The sequence below is a fragment of the Nocardia sp. NPDC050710 genome, assembly GCF_040654375.1.
Classification (GTDB): domain Bacteria; phylum Actinomycetota; class Actinomycetes; order Mycobacteriales; family Mycobacteriaceae; genus Nocardia.
This window is the reverse complement of sequence record NZ_JBFAHV010000004.1, coordinates 291,616-307,943: the sequence shown is the minus strand read 5'-3', so window position 1 is coordinate 307,943 and position 16,328 is coordinate 291,616. Positions and strand designations below refer to the sequence as shown.

The following is a 16,328-nucleotide window of genomic DNA, read 5'->3' as shown; positions in this document are numbered from 1 at the left end:
CGGATCGTCCGAACGCCATCGTCATGTGTTGCCGTATGGAATCAATGCCGGTCGCCGCGGTTGGCTGCGCGACGCTGAGCCCGGTTACCCGGGTAGTGCTGGCCGACGGCCGGACGGGTTTCGGATTCGAAGCGGTCGTAGGCGTCGACGATATCCGAGACCAGACGGTGCCGGACCACATCGCTGCTGGTGAGATAGGCGAAGTGGATATCTTCGATGTCTATGAGGATCTCGCTGGCGGCGCGCAGGCCGGAGCGGGCTCCGGTCGGCAGGTCGACCTGTGTGACGTCACCGGTCACCACGATCTTCGAACCGAAGCCGAGGCGGGTGAGGAACATCTTCATCTGCTCGGCCGTGGTGTTCTGCGCCTCGTCCAGGATGATGAACGAATCGTTGAGCGTCCGACCGCGCATATACGCCAGCGGCGCGACCTCGATGACGCCCGCGGCCATGAGCTTCGGGATCGCCTCGGGATCCATCATGTCGTGCAGCGCGTCGTAGAGCGGGCGCAGGTACGGGTCGATCTTCTCGTTGAGCGTGCCGGGCAGGAAACCGAGCCGCTCCCCCGCCTCGACGGCGGGACGGGTCAGGATGATCCGGTTGACCTGCTTGGACTGCAACGCCTGCACGGCCTTGGCCATCGCCAGATAGGTCTTACCGGTACCGGCCGGACCGATACCGAACACGATGGTGTTGGCGTCGATCGCGTCGACGTAGCGTTTCTGGTTCAGGGTCTTGGGTCGGATGGTCTTGCCGCGCCGGGACAGGATGTCCAGGCTCAGCACCTCCGCCGGGGACTCCGAGGAACCCTCGGTCAGCATGGACACCGTATGCCGCACCGCCTCCGGGGTCACCACGCGATTGCGGCCGGTCAGCGCGACGAGCTGCTCGATCACACGCTCGGCGAGGGCGACATCGGCCGCCTTACCGGTGAGAGTCACGGAATTACCGCGGACATGGATATCCGCGTCGAGCAACTGCTCGAGTTCACGCAGATTCTGGTCGGCCGAACCGAGGAACGGGAACACGGATTCGGGAGCGAGTTCGATGCTGGAACGCACGGTGCGCGCCGCGGGGCCCGAACCGTTGTCGCCGGCACCACGGGGGTCGGCAACCGGCGAAGCCGGCGGGGTGGATGAACGCATGCCTGCTGCGGGGGTGGTCGGGTCGCCGATCTCGCCTTGTGTTCTCAAAAGTGGCTATAGCCTGCTTTCCGGTCTCGTCAGATGCTTCGTAGCTCAAAGTTTAACGCGCCCCACCGACACCGCACAGTGAATAAACCGCTACCGATCGGGTCTCGTTTACCGCCGTACGGTCGGGATTCCCCGCCTGCGCAGCGCCCAATCCTCGGCAAAATCACGGAATCGGCGCACCGCGTCCGACGGCGCGGCGGCGGCCGACCAGATCAGCCCGACTTCACGCGCGGCGCCCGCGTCGGCCAACGGAATTGTGACGGGCCCGATCCGGGCCCCGACCGGCGCTGGATCCTCCAGCGGCAGCACCGCCACCCCGAGGCCCGCGGCGACCAGCCCGGATACGGTCATCAGATCGCTCGACTCGAAGGCGATGCGCGGTCGGATATCCGCCGCCGCACACAGGTCGTCGAAGATGCGGCGCATGCCGAAACCCGGATGCATGGTGATGAATTCGGCGTCCGCGAGGTCGGCGAGCCGGACCTGACGCCGCCCGGCCAGCCGGTGCTCCGCGGGCACGGCCAGGACGAGCGGCTGATGCAGCAACCCGCGCCAGCCGAGGCCGGGCACCGCGGGGCGCGGCGAGACGATGGCCAGATCCGCGACACCGTCGAGCACCAGGTGGGTCAGCTTTTCGGCGGCCCCCTGGCGCAGTGTCACGGTGATGCCACCGGAGCCGCGGCGAAACCCACCCACCAACTGCGGCACCAGCCAGCCGCCGAAGGAGTGCAGAAACGCCAGTCGCACAACCCCTTTGGCCGGATTAGTGAGATCGGCGATGGTTCGGGCCGCCGCATCGAGCTCGGATTGCGCGCGTCGCGCGTGTTCGTAATAGACGCGGCCGAATTCGTTGAGCGTGATCCGCTTCCCGAAGCGGTCGAACAATTCCGCGCCGAGCCTGCGTTCGAGCCGGGCGAGCATGCGCGACAGCGTCGGTTGGGCGATATGCAGGCGTTCCGCGGCGGCGCCGACCCGCTCCAATTCCGCGAGTGTGATGAACCATTGCAGGTCCTCACCCAACATCGGCATACCTCCGTCCTGCGTCCACGACCATCCGTGCGGCCATCGCGCACATCTACGGCGAGTGTCGTGGACCACGCACGTCGCCGGCCCCGGCTCGGTAAGCACGCTATATGTACTGGACGCATCAACTCTCTCATTATTATTCATTTCCATCGCGCGGTGTAAGTGGCGATCCTGACTACAGGAGGTGCCATGACCAGCGCAGATACCGATACGACCAGGCTCGGCGACACCGCGCACCCGCATCGGACCGACACCGCCCACGAGCGCCGCATCACCACCGCGCTCTTCGCGGCGGGATTGACCACCTTCGCGTCCATGTACAGCGCGCAGGCGCTGCTGCCGAGCCTGTCGGCGGCGTTCGGCGCGACACCGGCGCGTGCGGCGCTGGCGGTATCGCTCACCACCGGCTTCCTGGCGCTGGCCATCATTCCGGTGAGCGCGCTGTCCGGGCGGATGGGGCGTACCAGGGTGATGGTCGGGTCCGCGGTGGCCGCCGCGATCATCGGTCTGCTGCTGCCGCTCAGCCCCACACTGGACGTGCTGCTCGCGGGCCGCGCGCTACAGGGTCTGGCGCTGGCCGGGGTGCCCGCGGTGGCGATGGCATATCTGGCCGAGGAGGTCGGCGGCGCGGGGCTCGGCACCGCGATGGGCGTCTACGTCGCGGGCACCTCGATCGGCGGGCTGGCCGGGCGACTGATTCCGACCTTCACCCTCGACCTGACCTCGTGGCGGTGGGCCGAGGCCGCGATCGGAGTGGCGGCCGCGATCTGCACCGTCTGGTTCCTTCGTGCGCTGCCGCCGTCGCGCGGCTTCACGGCCCGTCCCGCCGGAATCCGTACGGTGCTGGGTGATCTCGCGGTCACGCTGCGGCACCGCGGGCTGCTCGCCCTGTTCGGACTGGCCTTCGTCCTGATGGGTGGCTTCGTCTCGGTATACAACTTCCTGGGCTACCGCCTGACCGAGCCGCCCTTCGAATTGCCTTCGGCGGTATCGGGTTCGGTATTCCTGCTCTACCTCGCGGGCACGGCGGCCTCGGCCTTCGCCGGTCGGCTGGCCGACCGTGTGGGCCGGCATCGGGTCCTCACCGCCTCGGTGACAGTGATGGCCGTCGGCGTCGCGGTCAGCGTCCCGGATCACCTGGCGACCGTCATTCTCGGCATATTGCTGTGCACCGCGGGGTTTTTCGGCGCGCATACCGTCGCGAGCGCCTGGGTCGGCACCATGGCCGGGGGGAACCGCGGCGCGGCGTCCTCGCTCTACCTGTTCGCCTACTACCTGGGCGGCGCCGTAATCGGTGGCATGGCGGGCATCGCCTACGCTCGCGGTGGCTGGATCGGTCTGGCCTGTTGTGTCGCGGCACTCGTCGCCGTCGCAGCGGCACTCGTCACGGCCCTGGTATTCGGCGGCCATGCCGCACCGCGGACATCGCCTGCGCGTGGAGCGAACGGCGCGGCCTGACCGATTGCGTGGCCGCACTCGTCGCCCTACCAGCGCTCGGTGGTAACGCCACCGCGCGGGCGCGCACTGTGCCGAGTCGGTAGGGTCATCGTCGTCGAGTCCGATTATTGGGGGTTGTCGTGCTGGTTCCCTGGGGATGGCGGCGCGCCGTGCGATACCACGCCGTACTGGAAATCCCTTGCTACTGCTGCGTCGCTCCGGCCGACCACGGCCTACGCCAACTCGTCACCACCATCTCGATCTACGGAAAGCCGATCGCCGAGTTCAGCACCCGCGACGCGCTGGAATGCCGGTCATGCGGAGCCGTCTCGGAAATCCCCCGCCATTACTTCCAGCAACTGCTCCGCCGCACCTGGGCCACCGGGATGGGATTCGGCTCTCACAGAGCTTCCGCACGGTTCACAGCGGCTCTAATCTCTGTGAACCGCACCGAAACTCTGTGAAGACCCGCTACCAGCGGGGGGTGAGGGCGCCGAGTGCGCCTAGGGCGACGGTTGCGGCGGTCGAGGTGCGCAACACCGTGGGGCCGAGCAGGACCGGGTGGGCGCCGGCCTCGGTCAGGGCGGACAGTTCGGATTCGTCTAGACCGCCCTCGGGGCCGACGATGAGGATGACGTCGGCGGCGTCGGCGAAGGGTAGCTCGGTGAAGCGGGCGGTGCCGGATTCGTGCAGTGCGGCCACGATCGCACCGTCGGACTTGGCTTTTCGGACCAGGTCCAGCAGATCGCGGGTGCGATGGAGGTCGGTTACCTCCGGAATATAGGGACGGCGGGACTGGCGGGCGGCGGAGCGGGCCGCCGCGCGCCATTTGTCAACGGCCTTGGCCGCCTTGCCTTCCCAGTTGGCGACGCAGCGAGCGGCCTGCCACGGGATGATGGTGTCGACGCCCGCCTCCGTCATCAGCTCGACGGCCAGTTCTGATCGGTCCGACTTCGGCAGCGCCTGCACCACCGTGACCAGCGGCGCGACCCGCAGCGCGACGGTACGGTTCAGGACCTTCAGATCCAACCGATCCCGCTGGGCCGCAACGACTTCCGATTCCGCGAGCAGCCCGCGTCCGTCCGACAGGGTGATCGGCTCGCCGACCCGGATGCGGCGCACCGTAGCGGCGTGCCGCCCCTCCGGGCCGTCGAGGACGGCAATGGATCCCGGCTCCGGGATGTCGTCGAGATAGAAGACCGTGGCGGCCAACGGCTCAGCGCCCGCTGAACGATGCGCGCAGCCGGGCGAACAGGCCGCTGTTGTGCTCGGACTGGGCCGACATCACCTCGGCGCGATCGCGTTCCCGCATTCCCTTGTACTTGCGCAGCAGATCGGTCTGCTTGGCGTCCAGTTTCGTCGGCACCACGATGTCCAGATGCGCGAGCAGATCACCGCGCGCACCGGAACGCAACCGCGGCATGCCGTGGCCGCGCAGCACCGACACCTCGCCGGGCTGGGTGCCCGCCGAGATGGTGAGCTCGGTCGGGCCGTCGAGGATGGTGTCGATGACAACGGTGGTGCCCAGCGCGGCATCCACCATCGGGACCCGGATGGTGCAGTGCAGATCGTCGCCGTCGCGCACGAAGACGTCGTGCGGCTGCTCCACGATCTCCACGTAGAGGTCGCCCGCGTGACCACCGCCGGGGCCGACCTCGCCCTGCGCCGCCAACCGCACCCGCATGCCATTGGCCACACCGGCCGGGATCGGCGCGGCGATCTCGCGGCGAGCCCGCACCCGGCCGTCACCACCGCATTTGTGGCAGGGGTCGGGGATGGTCTCGCCCGCGCCGCGACAGGTCGGGCAGGGCCGCGAGGTCAGCACCTGACCGAGAAAGGAACGCTGCACCGACTGCACTTCGCCTGCGCCACCGCAGGTTTCGCAGCGCACCGGCTTGGATTTGCCGTTGGTTCCGGAACCGTGGCAGATATCGCAGAGGATCGCGGTGTCGACGGTCAGGTGTTTGGTCACACCGACCGCGCATTCGGCCAGGCTCAATCGCGTCCGCAGCAGGGAATCGGCGCCGGGCTGCACCCGGCCGCGCGGCTTGCGCTGACCGCCGGTCCCGCTCATCCCGCCGAAGAAGGCCTCGAAGACATCGCCGAGACCGCCGAACCCCGCGCCGGAGAAGCCCGCGCCGCCGCCACCGGATTCCATCGGGTCGCCACCGAGATCGACGATGCGCCGCTTCTCCGGGTCGGACAGCACCTCGTAGGCCGTCGACACCTCTTTGAACTGGGCCTGCGCCGCCTCGTCGGGGTTGACGTCGGGATGCAGTTCACGCGCCAACTTGCGATAGGCGCGCTTGATCTCCTGGTCGGTCGCGTTCTTGGCGACGCCGAGCAGTCCGTAGTAATCCCGTGCCACTTGAGTCTCTAGTCCTTGGTCGCTCTCCACCGTCCGACCGGTCAGCCGGGCGTGGGCTCATCCTTGTCTGCACCGTTCCAACCGAAGCGCGTGACAGCGGAAGACCGCCGCCGACAGCATTAGTCGGATGCACTCAACTTTATCCGGCCGGAAGTTCGAGGGTAGCAGCGACGCCGAACCTCAGCGTTCGGCAAGTACCTCACCGATGTACCGAGCCACCGCAGCGACCGACGCGATCGTGCCCGGATAGTCCATCCGGGTCGGGCCGAGCACCCCCATGCCACCGAGTACCGCGCCCGAAACGCCGTAGCCGGTGGAGACCACCGACGTGCCGCGCATCTGCTCGACCTGGGTCTCCTCGCCGATGCGGACGGTCACGGTGCCCGGCTGCTGCGCCGCGGCCAGCAGCTTCAGCACGACCACCTGTTCCTCCAGCGCCTCCAGCACCTGACGCAGCGAACCGGGCAGCCCGAAGTCCGCGGCATTGCGGGTCAGGTTGGCGGTGCCACCGAGCACCAGCCGCTCCTCCGGATGCTCGACCAGCGTCTCCACCAGCACGGTCGACACCCGGATCAGCACATCGCGCAGCTTGAGCGGGGCACGTTCGGGCAATTCGGCCACCGCAGCCGAGGCCGCCGCCAACCGTTTGCCGTCCATGGCGCCGCCGAGCATGCCGCGCAGCGCCGCCATATCCTCGTCGTCGACGAGGGCGCCGAGTTCGACCAGCCGTTGGTCCACGCGCCCGGTATCGGTGATCACCACCAGCAGCAGCCGCGCCGGGTTCAACGCCACCACCTCGATGTGCCGGACGGTCGACGCCGATACGGTCGGGTATTGGACGACGGCGACCTGCCTGGTCAGCTGGGCCAAGAGGCGGACACCGCGGCGCAGCACGTCATCCAGGTCGACACCGGACTCCAGGAACTCCATGATCGCCCGCCGCTCGGCCACGGACAGCGGTTTGACCTCCGAGATCCGGTCCACGAACTGCCGGTAGCCCTTATCGGTCGGGATGCGGCCGGAACTGGTGTGCGGCTGGGTGATGTAGCCCTCGGCCTCCAGCACCGCCATATCGTTGCGCACGGTCGCACTCGAGACACCGAGGTTATGCCGTTCGACAAGGGTTTTCGACCCGATCGGCTCCTTGGTCGCGACATAGTCGGCGACGATCGCGCGCAGGACCTCGAAGCGCCGATCCTCGGTGCTCGACATCAGGCCCACCTCCTCGCTCTCGGTACGTCGAAGACCCGTCGACGTACCCGGGAGGACGATCAGCCGCCGATTCCCGATTCCGTCTGAGTATCCAGTTTAGTTGCCATCACACAAACTGCCCCGTTCACCGACGGGGGTACTCGGAGGCAAGGGGGTTCCCGGGGCCGCCGTGGTCACACGCGGCTGTGGCGTGGTGGGCCGACCGATCAGCGCCCGGCGGCCTCCTCGACCACCGCGGCCACCGCTGCGGGCCGTGAGACGAGCGAGACGTGCGAGGAGTCGATCTCACCCGTACGCGCACCCATCCGGTTGGCCATGAATCGTTGCGACGAGGGCGGAATCACACGGTCGCCGCCCGACACCAGGTACCAGCTCGGAGTGTCCGACCAGGATGGGCGCACCGACGGCTGCAGATTCGCGACGAGCGCGATCGAGCGCTGGTGAGCGAACATGTCAGCGGCAGTGGCGGCTGTGACGTCCTGGGCGAAGACATCGTGGAACCGGTCCTGCGCGAGATAACCGTCGATGTTCCTCCCCGCGAGGCCTTGCGGATCGTCGACCATCTTCACCTGCAACGCCGGCGGCCACAGCTGGCTGCCGGGGAAGCGGATCGGATCCAGCAATGCCTGCGCGATCTCACCCTGCACCGGGGCGAACGCCGCGATGTAGACAAGGGATTCGACCTGTGGGTCCTGTATCTGGCTGATCACGAAGCCGCCGTAGGAGTGCCCGACCAGCACTATCGGTCCCGAAATGGTGTCCAGCGTTCGCTGTACGGCGGCGGCGTCGTAGGCCGGTCCGCGCAGCGGATTATCCGGTGTGACAACGCGATAGCCGTCGGCCCGAAGCTGGGCGGAAACACCGTCCCAGCTGGTGGTGTCGGCGAAGGCGCCGTGCACCAGTACCACGGTGGGCATCGGCGCGGCCTGCGCCGGGGTGACCGCCACGGCGGCGGTCACCGATAGTGCCAGCGCGGTGAGGGCACCGCGCGCGATAGTCCCAAATTTCATCGCCAACACTCCTTCGTCAGTCGCCGAGCGGGTCGTTCGGCAGTTGCTCGTCGAGGAATTCCAGTGCGATATCGGCCACGATGCGCCAACCGTGGTCCGCGAGCATCCGCGGACGGCGAGCACCACCTACTCGGTGATGCCAGGGTCAACCCGATGCATTTTATAGGCGAACCGGACTGCCGTCTCCGGCACGGTCCCGCCTGTGACACGGTCCGGTCCGATCGGCCCGCGGCTATCGGCAGCGAGCATCGTCCGGCGCGGATATCGGCCCCTCACCCGGCACACGATCACCACCGCGCACTGCTCGCCTCGGCGTACGCAGCGAACTCATCCGACCGGACAGCAGGCACCGATTCGTCTCGATGATCGCCCGCCTCCACGGTTTTCGCGATCCGTCATGCACCGCCCAGCGCCTCCGCGCGGCCCGCGGGACGTCACCGAGCCGGGTAACGGCGTCCATCCCCGTGGACAAGGTCGAGTCCGTCTTCGGCCGGGCGGTCCGAGACTTTCGGCCGACCGGACAGCCTCCAGTGCCGGTCCGGCGGCAGCGAACACCGCCATCACGGCGCTGAAGTTCCGTGACTCACCGCGCTCGGCGCTTCGCCACGCCGGTCATCCATCGCCGAGCGAGCGACGGGGTCACGCCGGATGCCGCCGCTAGCGCAGGGTTTTGGCTTGTTTGCCCGCGAGTGCGTCCAGGCCGAGCATGGCCAGCAGCGACTGGCAATCATCGGCATTATGGGAGTGGCTGGCGACGGTCCGTGCGGCTATCGCGCTCTGGCGGGCGTTCTCCGCCTTCTCCGCGGCACGCGCTTCAGCGAACTCGTTCTGCTCATGGACAAGGGTGATGTGGCGTGCCGGGGGCATAGGACTCCTTGGGGTTGCTCGGAGCCTATACGGGTCATCGGCACGGCGATAGTACCTTCACCGCAACCGGCTTCGCGCGAAGTCGCGCAAGGCGTCGGTGATCGCCGTCGCCGGGTCAGACCAGCAGGTCGCGCACCACACCGTCGGCGAGCAGCCGACCGCGATCGGTCAGCACCAGCCGCTCGCCGGACACCGTCGCCAGACCCGCGGCGACGATTCCGCGCACGGCCGCACGGCCGGTCACGTCGAGCTCATCGACGGGCAGGCCGGTGCGCAGCCGGACGGTCAGCATCACACGTTCGGTGTAGCGCTCGTCGTCGGTGAGCGACTCCCAGCCCGCCGCGGGGAGTCCGCCGACGGCGACGCGGTCGGCATAGCGGGCCGGGTGTTTGATGTTCCACCAGCGCACGCCGCCGAGGTGGCTGTGCGCGCCGGGGCCCGCGCCCAGCCAGTCACCGCCGTCCCAATACCCGAGATTGTGCCGGCAGCGCGCGGAGTCGCCTGCGGCCCAATTGGATACCTCGTACCAGGTGAGCCCGGCCGCGCTCAGGCGGGTATCGATGCGTTCGTAGCGTGCGGCGAGGACATCGTCGTCGGGGGCGGGGAGTTCGCCGCGACGTACCCTGCGGGCCAGCGCGGTGCCGTCCTCGACAATGAGCGAGTAGGCCGAGACGTGATCGACGCCCGCGCTGAGCACCGCGTCCAGGCTGGCGTCGAGGTCGGCGTCGCGCTCGCCCGGGGTGCCGTAGATCAGATCCAGATTCACGTGTTCGAACCCCGCCGCGCGCGCCTCCCGTGCGGCCGCGACCGCACGGCCCGGGGTGTGGGTGCGATCGAGCACCTTCAGCACATGCTGGGCGGCCGACTGCATGCCGAGCGATACCCGGGTGTACCCCGCCGCCCGAATCCGCTCGAAGAAGGCGGGCGCGGTCGACTCCGGATTCGATTCCGTGGTCACCTCGGCGCCGGGCGCGAGGGTGAAGTTCGCCCGCACTGCGTCGAGCACCGCGGCCAGACCGTCGCCGCCGAGCAGCGAGGGTGTACCCCCACCCACGAATACGGTCTCCACCTCGGGTGTCGCGCTCGGCAGCGCGTCGAACCGCGTCGCCGCGGTGGCCAGTTCCCCACGCAGAGCCTCGAGCCAGGACTGCGGTGAGGCCGACGTGCCCAACTCGCCCGCGGTGTAGGTGTTGAAGTCGCAGTATCCGCAGCGCGTCGCACAGAACGGCACGTGCACGTAGATGCCGAACTGGCCGCCGCCGAAATCGCGCAGCACCGGGTCCGCGGACTCGGTGCTCATCGGGGTTGCGGCGGGTGAACTCACCCCTCCAGTGTGACGACCTGCCCGCGCGCGCTCCTCTCCGGGCGACACATGGCCTCGGCCGTCGACCTCACCTGCGCTCTGGGCGGCGCGGGTCCGTTGTTCGGCGGGCCGCCGCGGCGGGATCGGCCCGGCCTCGTACCGGGCCGATGCGAACCTCAGTCCTCGACCACCTGGGTGTTCTGATTGGCGGTCAGTAGCCAGCGGCCATCCTCTTTGGACATCACGTACATCGGGGTTCCGATCCCGCCGGTGGGCTCACCGTCCTTGGTGAAGTACTGCTGGCGAACCTTGACCGCGGCGACGTCAGGCCGGATGAACAGCACATGTTCGACTTCATAGCTGGGCACCAGGTCGCCCATGGCGCCTGGCAACACCTGGGCGGTGAACTCGGCGATGGCGTCGCGGCCGAAGAGTCGTTTGCCGTGTCCGGTGGTCCAGATCGCGTCGGCGCGGAACAGCCGCACGAAGTCGTCGACGAGCTCGTTGCGCTGAGCCTGCTCGACGGCGGCGACCACCCGCTTGATTGCTTCGATTTCGACATCCTGGTCGATTGCTGCGAGATTCATGTCACGAGCTTCGTACCTCTAGCTAACTCGAGGTCAATACCCGGTGGACGGGCATCACATCGGACCCGCCGAGTGCATCACCGGCCGCATTCACCCGGCTAACTATGACAGCGGTCACAAATAGACCCGGCGGTCCAGGGAATTTCCCTCAATTGCGCGGGAAATACTGGCAGGGCGGTCGGAACGGCCGATCCCCCATGGCACAATGGGCGAATGCGCGGATCTGGAGTACGACTTGTGGCACGTCGCCACGTCGACTACAAGCGCGTCTGCAGTGCCTGCTGTCTGCCCGGTTCCCACCGGTAGCTCAGCGGCGCGCATTCCCGGGTTTGCCCGGCGTTATCCCGATATCGCATCGGCCCGCTGACACCGCGGGCGTTGAGCCAGCACAGCGCCCACCCGCCCCGCCGGCTCCGCCGGCTGCCACCCCGAGCGCCTTCAGCACGGATGTACCACCCACCCAGCAGGAGCGACCCCATGACGTCGAGCACCGACGCCGGTCACAGCGATCAGCCCACGCCCGAATCCCGGCCGGGGCCGCACGCACGTCCCGAACGCCCCGCCTCCGAGCGGCGTGTTCGCCCCGACCGTCCGCGTCCGGAAGCGGCGGCCGGACCGCGCGCCCGCACCGGTAAGCCGGTGCGACGCAAGGCCGAGGGCCAGTGGGCGCTCGGCTACCGCGAGCCGCTGAACCCGAATGAGCAGTCCAAGAAGGACGACAACCCGCTCAATGTCCGGGCCCGCATCGAGAACATCTACTCGAAGCAGGGCTTCGACAGCATCGACAAGGGCGATCTGCGCGGCCGCTTCCGCTGGTGGGGTCTCTACACCCAGCGTGAGCAGGGCTACGACGGCAGCTGGACCGGCGACGAGAACATCGACATTCTCGAGGCCAAGTACTTCATGATGCGCATCCGCTGCGACGCGGGCGCGCTCAGCGTCGAGCAGCTGCGCACCCTCGGCCAGATCTCCACCGAGTTCGGTCGCGATACCGCCGACCTCTCCGACCGTGAGAACGTCCAGTACCACTGGATCGAGGTCGAGAACGTCCCGGAGATCTGGAAGCGCATCGAGGCGGTCGGACTGAAGACCACCGAAGCGTGCGGCGACTGCCCGCGCGTGGTGCTCGGCTCGCCGCTGGCCGGTGAGTCCTTCGGCGAGATCATCGACCCGACGCCGGCCATCGACGAGATCGTGCGCCGCTACATCGGCAAGAAGGAGTACTCCAACCTGCCGCGCAAGTTCAAGACCGCCATCTCGGGCCAGCAGGATGTGGTGCACGAGATCAACGACGTCGCATTCGTCGGCGTCGAGCACCCCGAGCACGGCCCCGGTCTCGACCTGTGGGTCGGCGGCGGACTGTCCACCAACCCGATGCTGGCCCAGCGGGTCGGCGTGTGGGTGCCGCTGGACGAGGTGCCGGATGTGTGGGAGGCGGTCGTCTCGCTCTACCGGGACTACGGCTACCGCCGCCTGCGCACCAAGGCTCGCCTGAAGTTCCTGGTGAAGGACTGGGGTATCGAGAAGTTCCGCCAGGTGCTGGAGGACGAGTACCTGAAGCGCAAGCTGATCGATGGCCCGGCGCCGGAGCAGCCGACCAAGCCGATCGACCACGTCGGCGTGCAGAAGCTGAAGAACGGCCTGAACGCGGTCGGCTTCTCCCCCATCGCGGGCCGCGTATCCGGCACCATCCTGACCAAGGTCGCCGACGCGGTCGAGCGGATCGGCTCGGACCGCATCCGGTTCACGCCGTACCAGAAGCTGATCGTGCTGGATGTCGCCGACGACAAGGTCGACGCGCTCATCGATGAACTGGAACCGCTCGGCCTGCAGGCCCGGCCGTCGCTGTGGCGACGGAATCTGATGGCCTGCAGCGGCATCGAGTTCTGCAAGCTCTCCTTCGCCGAAACCCGCAAGCGGTCCCAGGTGCTGGTTCCGGAGCTGGAACAGCGGCTCGAGGACCTGAACGCCCAGCTGGACGTGCCGGTCACCATCAATATCAACGGCTGCCCCAACTCCTGCGCGCGCTCGCAGATCGCCGATATCGGCTTCAAGGGCCAGCTGGTCGACGACGGCGCCGGGAATCACGTGGAGGGATTCCAGGTTCACCTCGGTGGCAGCCTCGGCTTCGACAGCGCCTTCGGCCGGAAATTGCGGCAGCACAAGGTGACCAGCGACGAGCTCGGTGACTACATCGAGCGAGTGGTGCGCAACTTCATCAAGCACCGCGAGGACGGCGAACGGTTCGCACAGTGGGCCGTTCGTGCCGACGAAGCCGACCTTCGGTGACGGGAGATCAATTGTGACAACGAAACTCGCGGATAAGCTGTCCGAGGACGAGCTGCGGGCCATCGCCGAAAAGGGTGCGGCCGAGCTCGGGCCGGATGCCTCCGCCGTCGAACTGCTGCGGTGGACCGAGCAGAACTTCGGCTCCGGCTACATCGTCGCCTCGAATATGCAGGACGGGGTGCTGGTGCACCTCGCCGCCGAGGTTCGCTCGGGTGTCGACGTGCTCTTCCTCGACACCGGCTACCACTTCGCCGAGACCATCGGCACCAGGGACGCGGTCGAGGCGGTGTACGGCGTCAATGTGATCAACGTACGCCCGGAACACACTGTCGCCGAACAGGATCAGCGACTCGGTAAGGATCTGTTCGCCCGCGACGCCGGTGAATGCTGCCGGTTGCGCAAGGTGGTGCCGCTGCAGAAATCGCTGGCGGGCTACAACGCCTGGGTGACCGGCATCCGCCGGGTGGAAGCCCCGACGCGGGCCAACGCTCCGCTCATCTCCTACGACGAAGCCTTCGGCCTGGTGAAGATCAACCCGATCGCACCGTGGTCCGACGACGAGATGCAGGCCTACATCGAAAAGCACGGCATCCTCGTCAATCCCCTGGTGGAGGAGGGTTATCCGTCCATCGGCTGCGCTCCTTGCACACGGAAGCCGGAGCCGGGATCCGATCCGCGAAGCGGCCGTTGGGCCGGCCTCGCCAAGACCGAATGCGGGTTGCACACCGCCTGACCGAGTCAGGGCCCGGAGGAGGCAGCCTGCGTAACCACGCAGGGCCCCCTCGGGCAGGCAGATAGGACACAGCATGACCGAGACCATCAGAAGTGAACGCTCTCTTGGCATCACCGACTTCGACACCCTCGCGGCGTTGGAGTCGGAGGCCATCCACATCTTCCGCGAGGTGGCGGGCGAGTTCGAGAGGCCGGTGATCCTGTTCTCCGGCGGCAAGGACTCCACCGTACTGCTGCACTTGGCGCTCAAGGCCTTCTGGCCCGCGCCGCTGCCCTTCGCGCTGCTGCACGTGGACACCGGCCACAACCTGCCGGAGGTGCTGGAGTTCCGCGACAAGGTGGTCGAGAAGTACGGGCTGCGCCTGCATGTCGCCAGCGTCGAGGACTACCTGGCCGACGGCAGGCTCACCGAGCGCCCGGACGGCATCCGCAACCCGCTGCAGACCGTGCCGCTGCTGGACGCCATCTCCGAGAACCGCTTCGACGCGGTGTTCGGCGGCGGCCGCCGCGACGAGGAGCGCTCCCGTGCCAAGGAGCGCATCTTCTCGCTGCGCAACGCCTTCGGCCAGTGGGACCCGAAGCGGCAGCGCCCCGAGCTGTGGAACCTGTACAACGGGCGGCACGCGCCGGGCGAGCATGTGCGCGTGTTCCCGCTCAGCAACTGGACCGAGCTCGACATCTGGCGCTACATCGCCAGGGAAAACGTCGAACTCGCGACCATCTACTACGCGCACGAGCGCCCGGTGTACCAGCGCGACGGCATGTGGATGACGCCGGGCGTGTGGGGCGGCCCGCGCGAGGGCGAGGTGCCGGAGACCCGCTCGGTGCGTTACCGCACCGTCGGCGACGGATCCACCACCGGCGCCATCATTTCCGACGCGGCCGACAACGAGGCGATCCTCGCCGAGGTGGCCGCGTCCCGACTGACCGAGCGTGGCGCCACCCGTGGTGACGACCGGGTGTCCGAAGCCGCGATGGAAGACCGTAAGCGAGAGGGTTATTTCTGAGATGTCCGACCTATTGAGACTGGCCACCGCCGGTTCTGTCGACGACGGCAAGTCCACCCTGGTCGGACGGCTGCTCTACGACACGAAATCCGTACTGGCCGACCAGATCGACGCCGTCACCCGCGCGTCGGTGGATAAGGGTCTGGCCACCCCGGATCTCTCGCTGCTCGTGGACGGGCTGCGCGCGGAGCGGGAACAGGGCATCACCATCGATGTCGCGTACCGCTACTTCGCCACGCCCAAGCGGTCTTTCGTGCTCGCGGACACCCCCGGGCACGTGCAGTACACCCGCAATACCGTCTCCGGCGCGTCCACCGCGCAGCTGGTGATCCTGCTCGTCGACGCCCGCAAGGGTGTCATCGAGCAGACCCGCCGCCACGCCGCGGTGCTCGCGTTGCTCGGGGTGCCGAAGCTGGTACTCGCGGTGAACAAGATCGACCTGGTGGACAACCCGGCCGAGGTCTTCGCCGCGATCTCCGCCGAATTCAACACGCTCACCACGACACTCGGCTGGGCGGCGGAGGATGTGCTGGAGATCCCGGTCTCCGCGCTGCACGGCGACAATATCGCCTCGCGCTCGGAGAACACCCCGTACTACGACGGACCCTCGCTGATCGAGCACCTGGAGTCGGTGCCGGTCGACGCCGACAGCACCGGCGTGCACTCGCTCGGGCTGCGTTTCCCGGTCCAGTACGTAATCCGGCCGCGCACCGCCGAATACCCGGACTACCGTGGGTATGCCGGGCAGATCGCCGCCGGATCGGTCTCCCCCGGCGACGAGATCGTGGTGCTGCCCTCGGGGATTCGCACCACCGTCGAGCGCATCGACACCCCCGACGGTGAGCTGGCGGTGGCGCAGACCGGCCGCAGCGTCACACTGGTCCTGGCCGACGAGGTCGATATCTCCCGCGGCGACATCATCGCCTCGGTCACCGACGCCCCCGAGCCGATCGACAATTTCGACGCCACCGTCTGCTGGCTCGGCGACAAGCCGTTGCGCCCCGGCGCCCGGCTGCTGCTCAAGCACGGCACCCGCACCACCCAGGCCATCGTCGGCACGCTGTTGGAGCGCTTCGACGAGCAGCGCCTGGCCGCCGACCCTAACCCGGAGTCGTTGGAGCTCAACGATATCGGGCGGATCTCGGTGCGCGTCGCCGAGCCGGTCGCGGCCGACGACTACCGGGCCAACCGGCATACCGGCAGCTTCCTGCTCATCGACCCCGCCGGCGGCAACACCCTCGGAGCGGGTCTGGTCGGCGACGTGCTGAGCGCGGTCGAGGTCGGCACCGGGGCCTGA

15 protein-coding genes are annotated in these 16,328 nt (G+C 68.0%); 6 read left to right on the top strand and 9 right to left on the bottom strand.

Features of this window, described 5'->3' with window-relative positions:
* Positions 1–41 precede the first annotated feature (41 nt).
* A complete protein-coding gene (locus tag AB0H61_RS11385; RefSeq protein WP_357302033.1) occupies positions 42–1,193 on the bottom strand; it encodes a PhoH family protein in 1,152 nt (383 codons plus the stop codon).
* A 108-nt stretch (positions 1,194–1,301) separates the two neighbouring features.
* Positions 1,302–2,216 (bottom strand): LysR family transcriptional regulator, encoded by a 915-nt coding sequence (locus AB0H61_RS11380; protein WP_357302313.1) that lies wholly within the window; start codon positions 2,214–2,216, stop codon positions 1,302–1,304.
* A gap of 192 nt (positions 2,217–2,408) precedes the next feature.
* Between AB0H61_RS11380 and AB0H61_RS11375 the strand changes: the two genes are divergently transcribed.
* Positions 2,409–3,677 (top strand): MFS transporter, encoded by a 1,269-nt coding sequence (locus AB0H61_RS11375; protein ID WP_357302030.1) that lies wholly within the window; start codon positions 2,409–2,411, stop codon positions 3,675–3,677.
* Positions 3,678–4,127: 450 nt separating this feature from the next.
* On the opposite strand, the gene AB0H61_RS11370 is transcribed toward AB0H61_RS11375, so the two are convergent.
* The 7 genes from AB0H61_RS11370 to AB0H61_RS11340 all read right to left on the bottom strand — a co-directional run bounded on the left by AB0H61_RS11370 (position 4,128) and on the right by AB0H61_RS11340 (position 11,003).
* On the bottom strand, positions 4,128–4,868 hold the full coding sequence (locus AB0H61_RS11370; protein WP_357302027.1) for a 16S rRNA (uracil(1498)-N(3))-methyltransferase: 741 nt from the start codon (positions 4,866–4,868) through the stop codon (positions 4,128–4,130).
* A gap of 4 nt (positions 4,869–4,872) precedes the next feature.
* Positions 4,873–6,024 (bottom strand): molecular chaperone DnaJ, encoded by a 1,152-nt coding sequence (gene dnaJ / locus AB0H61_RS11365; protein ID WP_357302024.1) that lies wholly within the window; start codon positions 6,022–6,024, stop codon positions 4,873–4,875.
* A gap of 180 nt (positions 6,025–6,204) precedes the next feature.
* Positions 6,205–7,236 (bottom strand): heat-inducible transcriptional repressor HrcA, encoded by a 1,032-nt coding sequence (hrcA, locus tag AB0H61_RS11360; protein ID WP_357302021.1) that lies wholly within the window; start codon positions 7,234–7,236, stop codon positions 6,205–6,207.
* A 206-nt stretch (positions 7,237–7,442) separates the two neighbouring features.
* A complete protein-coding gene (locus AB0H61_RS11355) occupies positions 7,443–8,246 on the bottom strand; it encodes an alpha/beta hydrolase (RefSeq protein ID WP_357302018.1) in 804 nt (267 codons plus the stop codon).
* A gap of 657 nt (positions 8,247–8,903) precedes the next feature.
* A complete protein-coding gene (locus tag AB0H61_RS11350; protein ID WP_357302015.1) occupies positions 8,904–9,113 on the bottom strand; it encodes a hypothetical protein in 210 nt (69 codons plus the stop codon).
* Positions 9,114–9,228: 115 nt separating this feature from the next.
* Positions 9,229–10,413: a radical SAM family heme chaperone HemW gene (gene hemW / locus AB0H61_RS11345; protein ID WP_357302310.1), complete on the bottom strand. Its 1,185-nt coding sequence runs from the start codon at positions 10,411–10,413 to the stop codon at positions 9,229–9,231.
* 179 nt (positions 10,414–10,592) lie between these two features.
* The gene (locus tag AB0H61_RS11340) at positions 10,593–11,003 is read right to left on the bottom strand and encodes an SgcJ/EcaC family oxidoreductase (RefSeq protein ID WP_357302012.1); all 411 of its coding nucleotides are present in this window, start codon (positions 11,001–11,003) and stop codon (positions 10,593–10,595) included.
* A gap of 213 nt (positions 11,004–11,216) precedes the next feature.
* Between AB0H61_RS11340 and AB0H61_RS11335 the strand changes: the two genes are divergently transcribed.
* The 5 genes from AB0H61_RS11335 to AB0H61_RS11315 all read left to right on the top strand — a co-directional run bounded on the left by AB0H61_RS11335 (position 11,217) and on the right by AB0H61_RS11315 (position 16,328).
* Positions 11,217–11,309, top strand: coding sequence for an Ms4527A family Cys-rich leader peptide (locus AB0H61_RS11335; RefSeq protein ID WP_357302009.1), 93 nt, complete (start codon positions 11,217–11,219; stop codon positions 11,307–11,309).
* Positions 11,310–11,480: 171 nt separating this feature from the next.
* Positions 11,481–13,292, top strand: a complete 1,812-nt coding sequence (locus AB0H61_RS11330; RefSeq protein WP_357302007.1) for a nitrite/sulfite reductase — start codon at positions 11,481–11,483, stop codon at positions 13,290–13,292.
* 13 nt (positions 13,293–13,305) lie between these two features.
* On the top strand, positions 13,306–14,025 hold the full coding sequence (locus AB0H61_RS11325) for a phosphoadenylyl-sulfate reductase (RefSeq protein WP_357302004.1): 720 nt from the start codon (positions 13,306–13,308) through the stop codon (positions 14,023–14,025).
* A gap of 73 nt (positions 14,026–14,098) precedes the next feature.
* On the top strand, positions 14,099–15,031 hold the full coding sequence (cysD, locus tag AB0H61_RS11320) for a sulfate adenylyltransferase subunit CysD (RefSeq protein ID WP_357302001.1): 933 nt from the start codon (positions 14,099–14,101) through the stop codon (positions 15,029–15,031).
* A gap of 1 nt (position 15,032) precedes the next feature.
* Positions 15,033–16,328, top strand: coding sequence for a GTP-binding protein (locus tag AB0H61_RS11315; protein ID WP_357301998.1), 1,296 nt, complete (start codon positions 15,033–15,035; stop codon positions 16,326–16,328).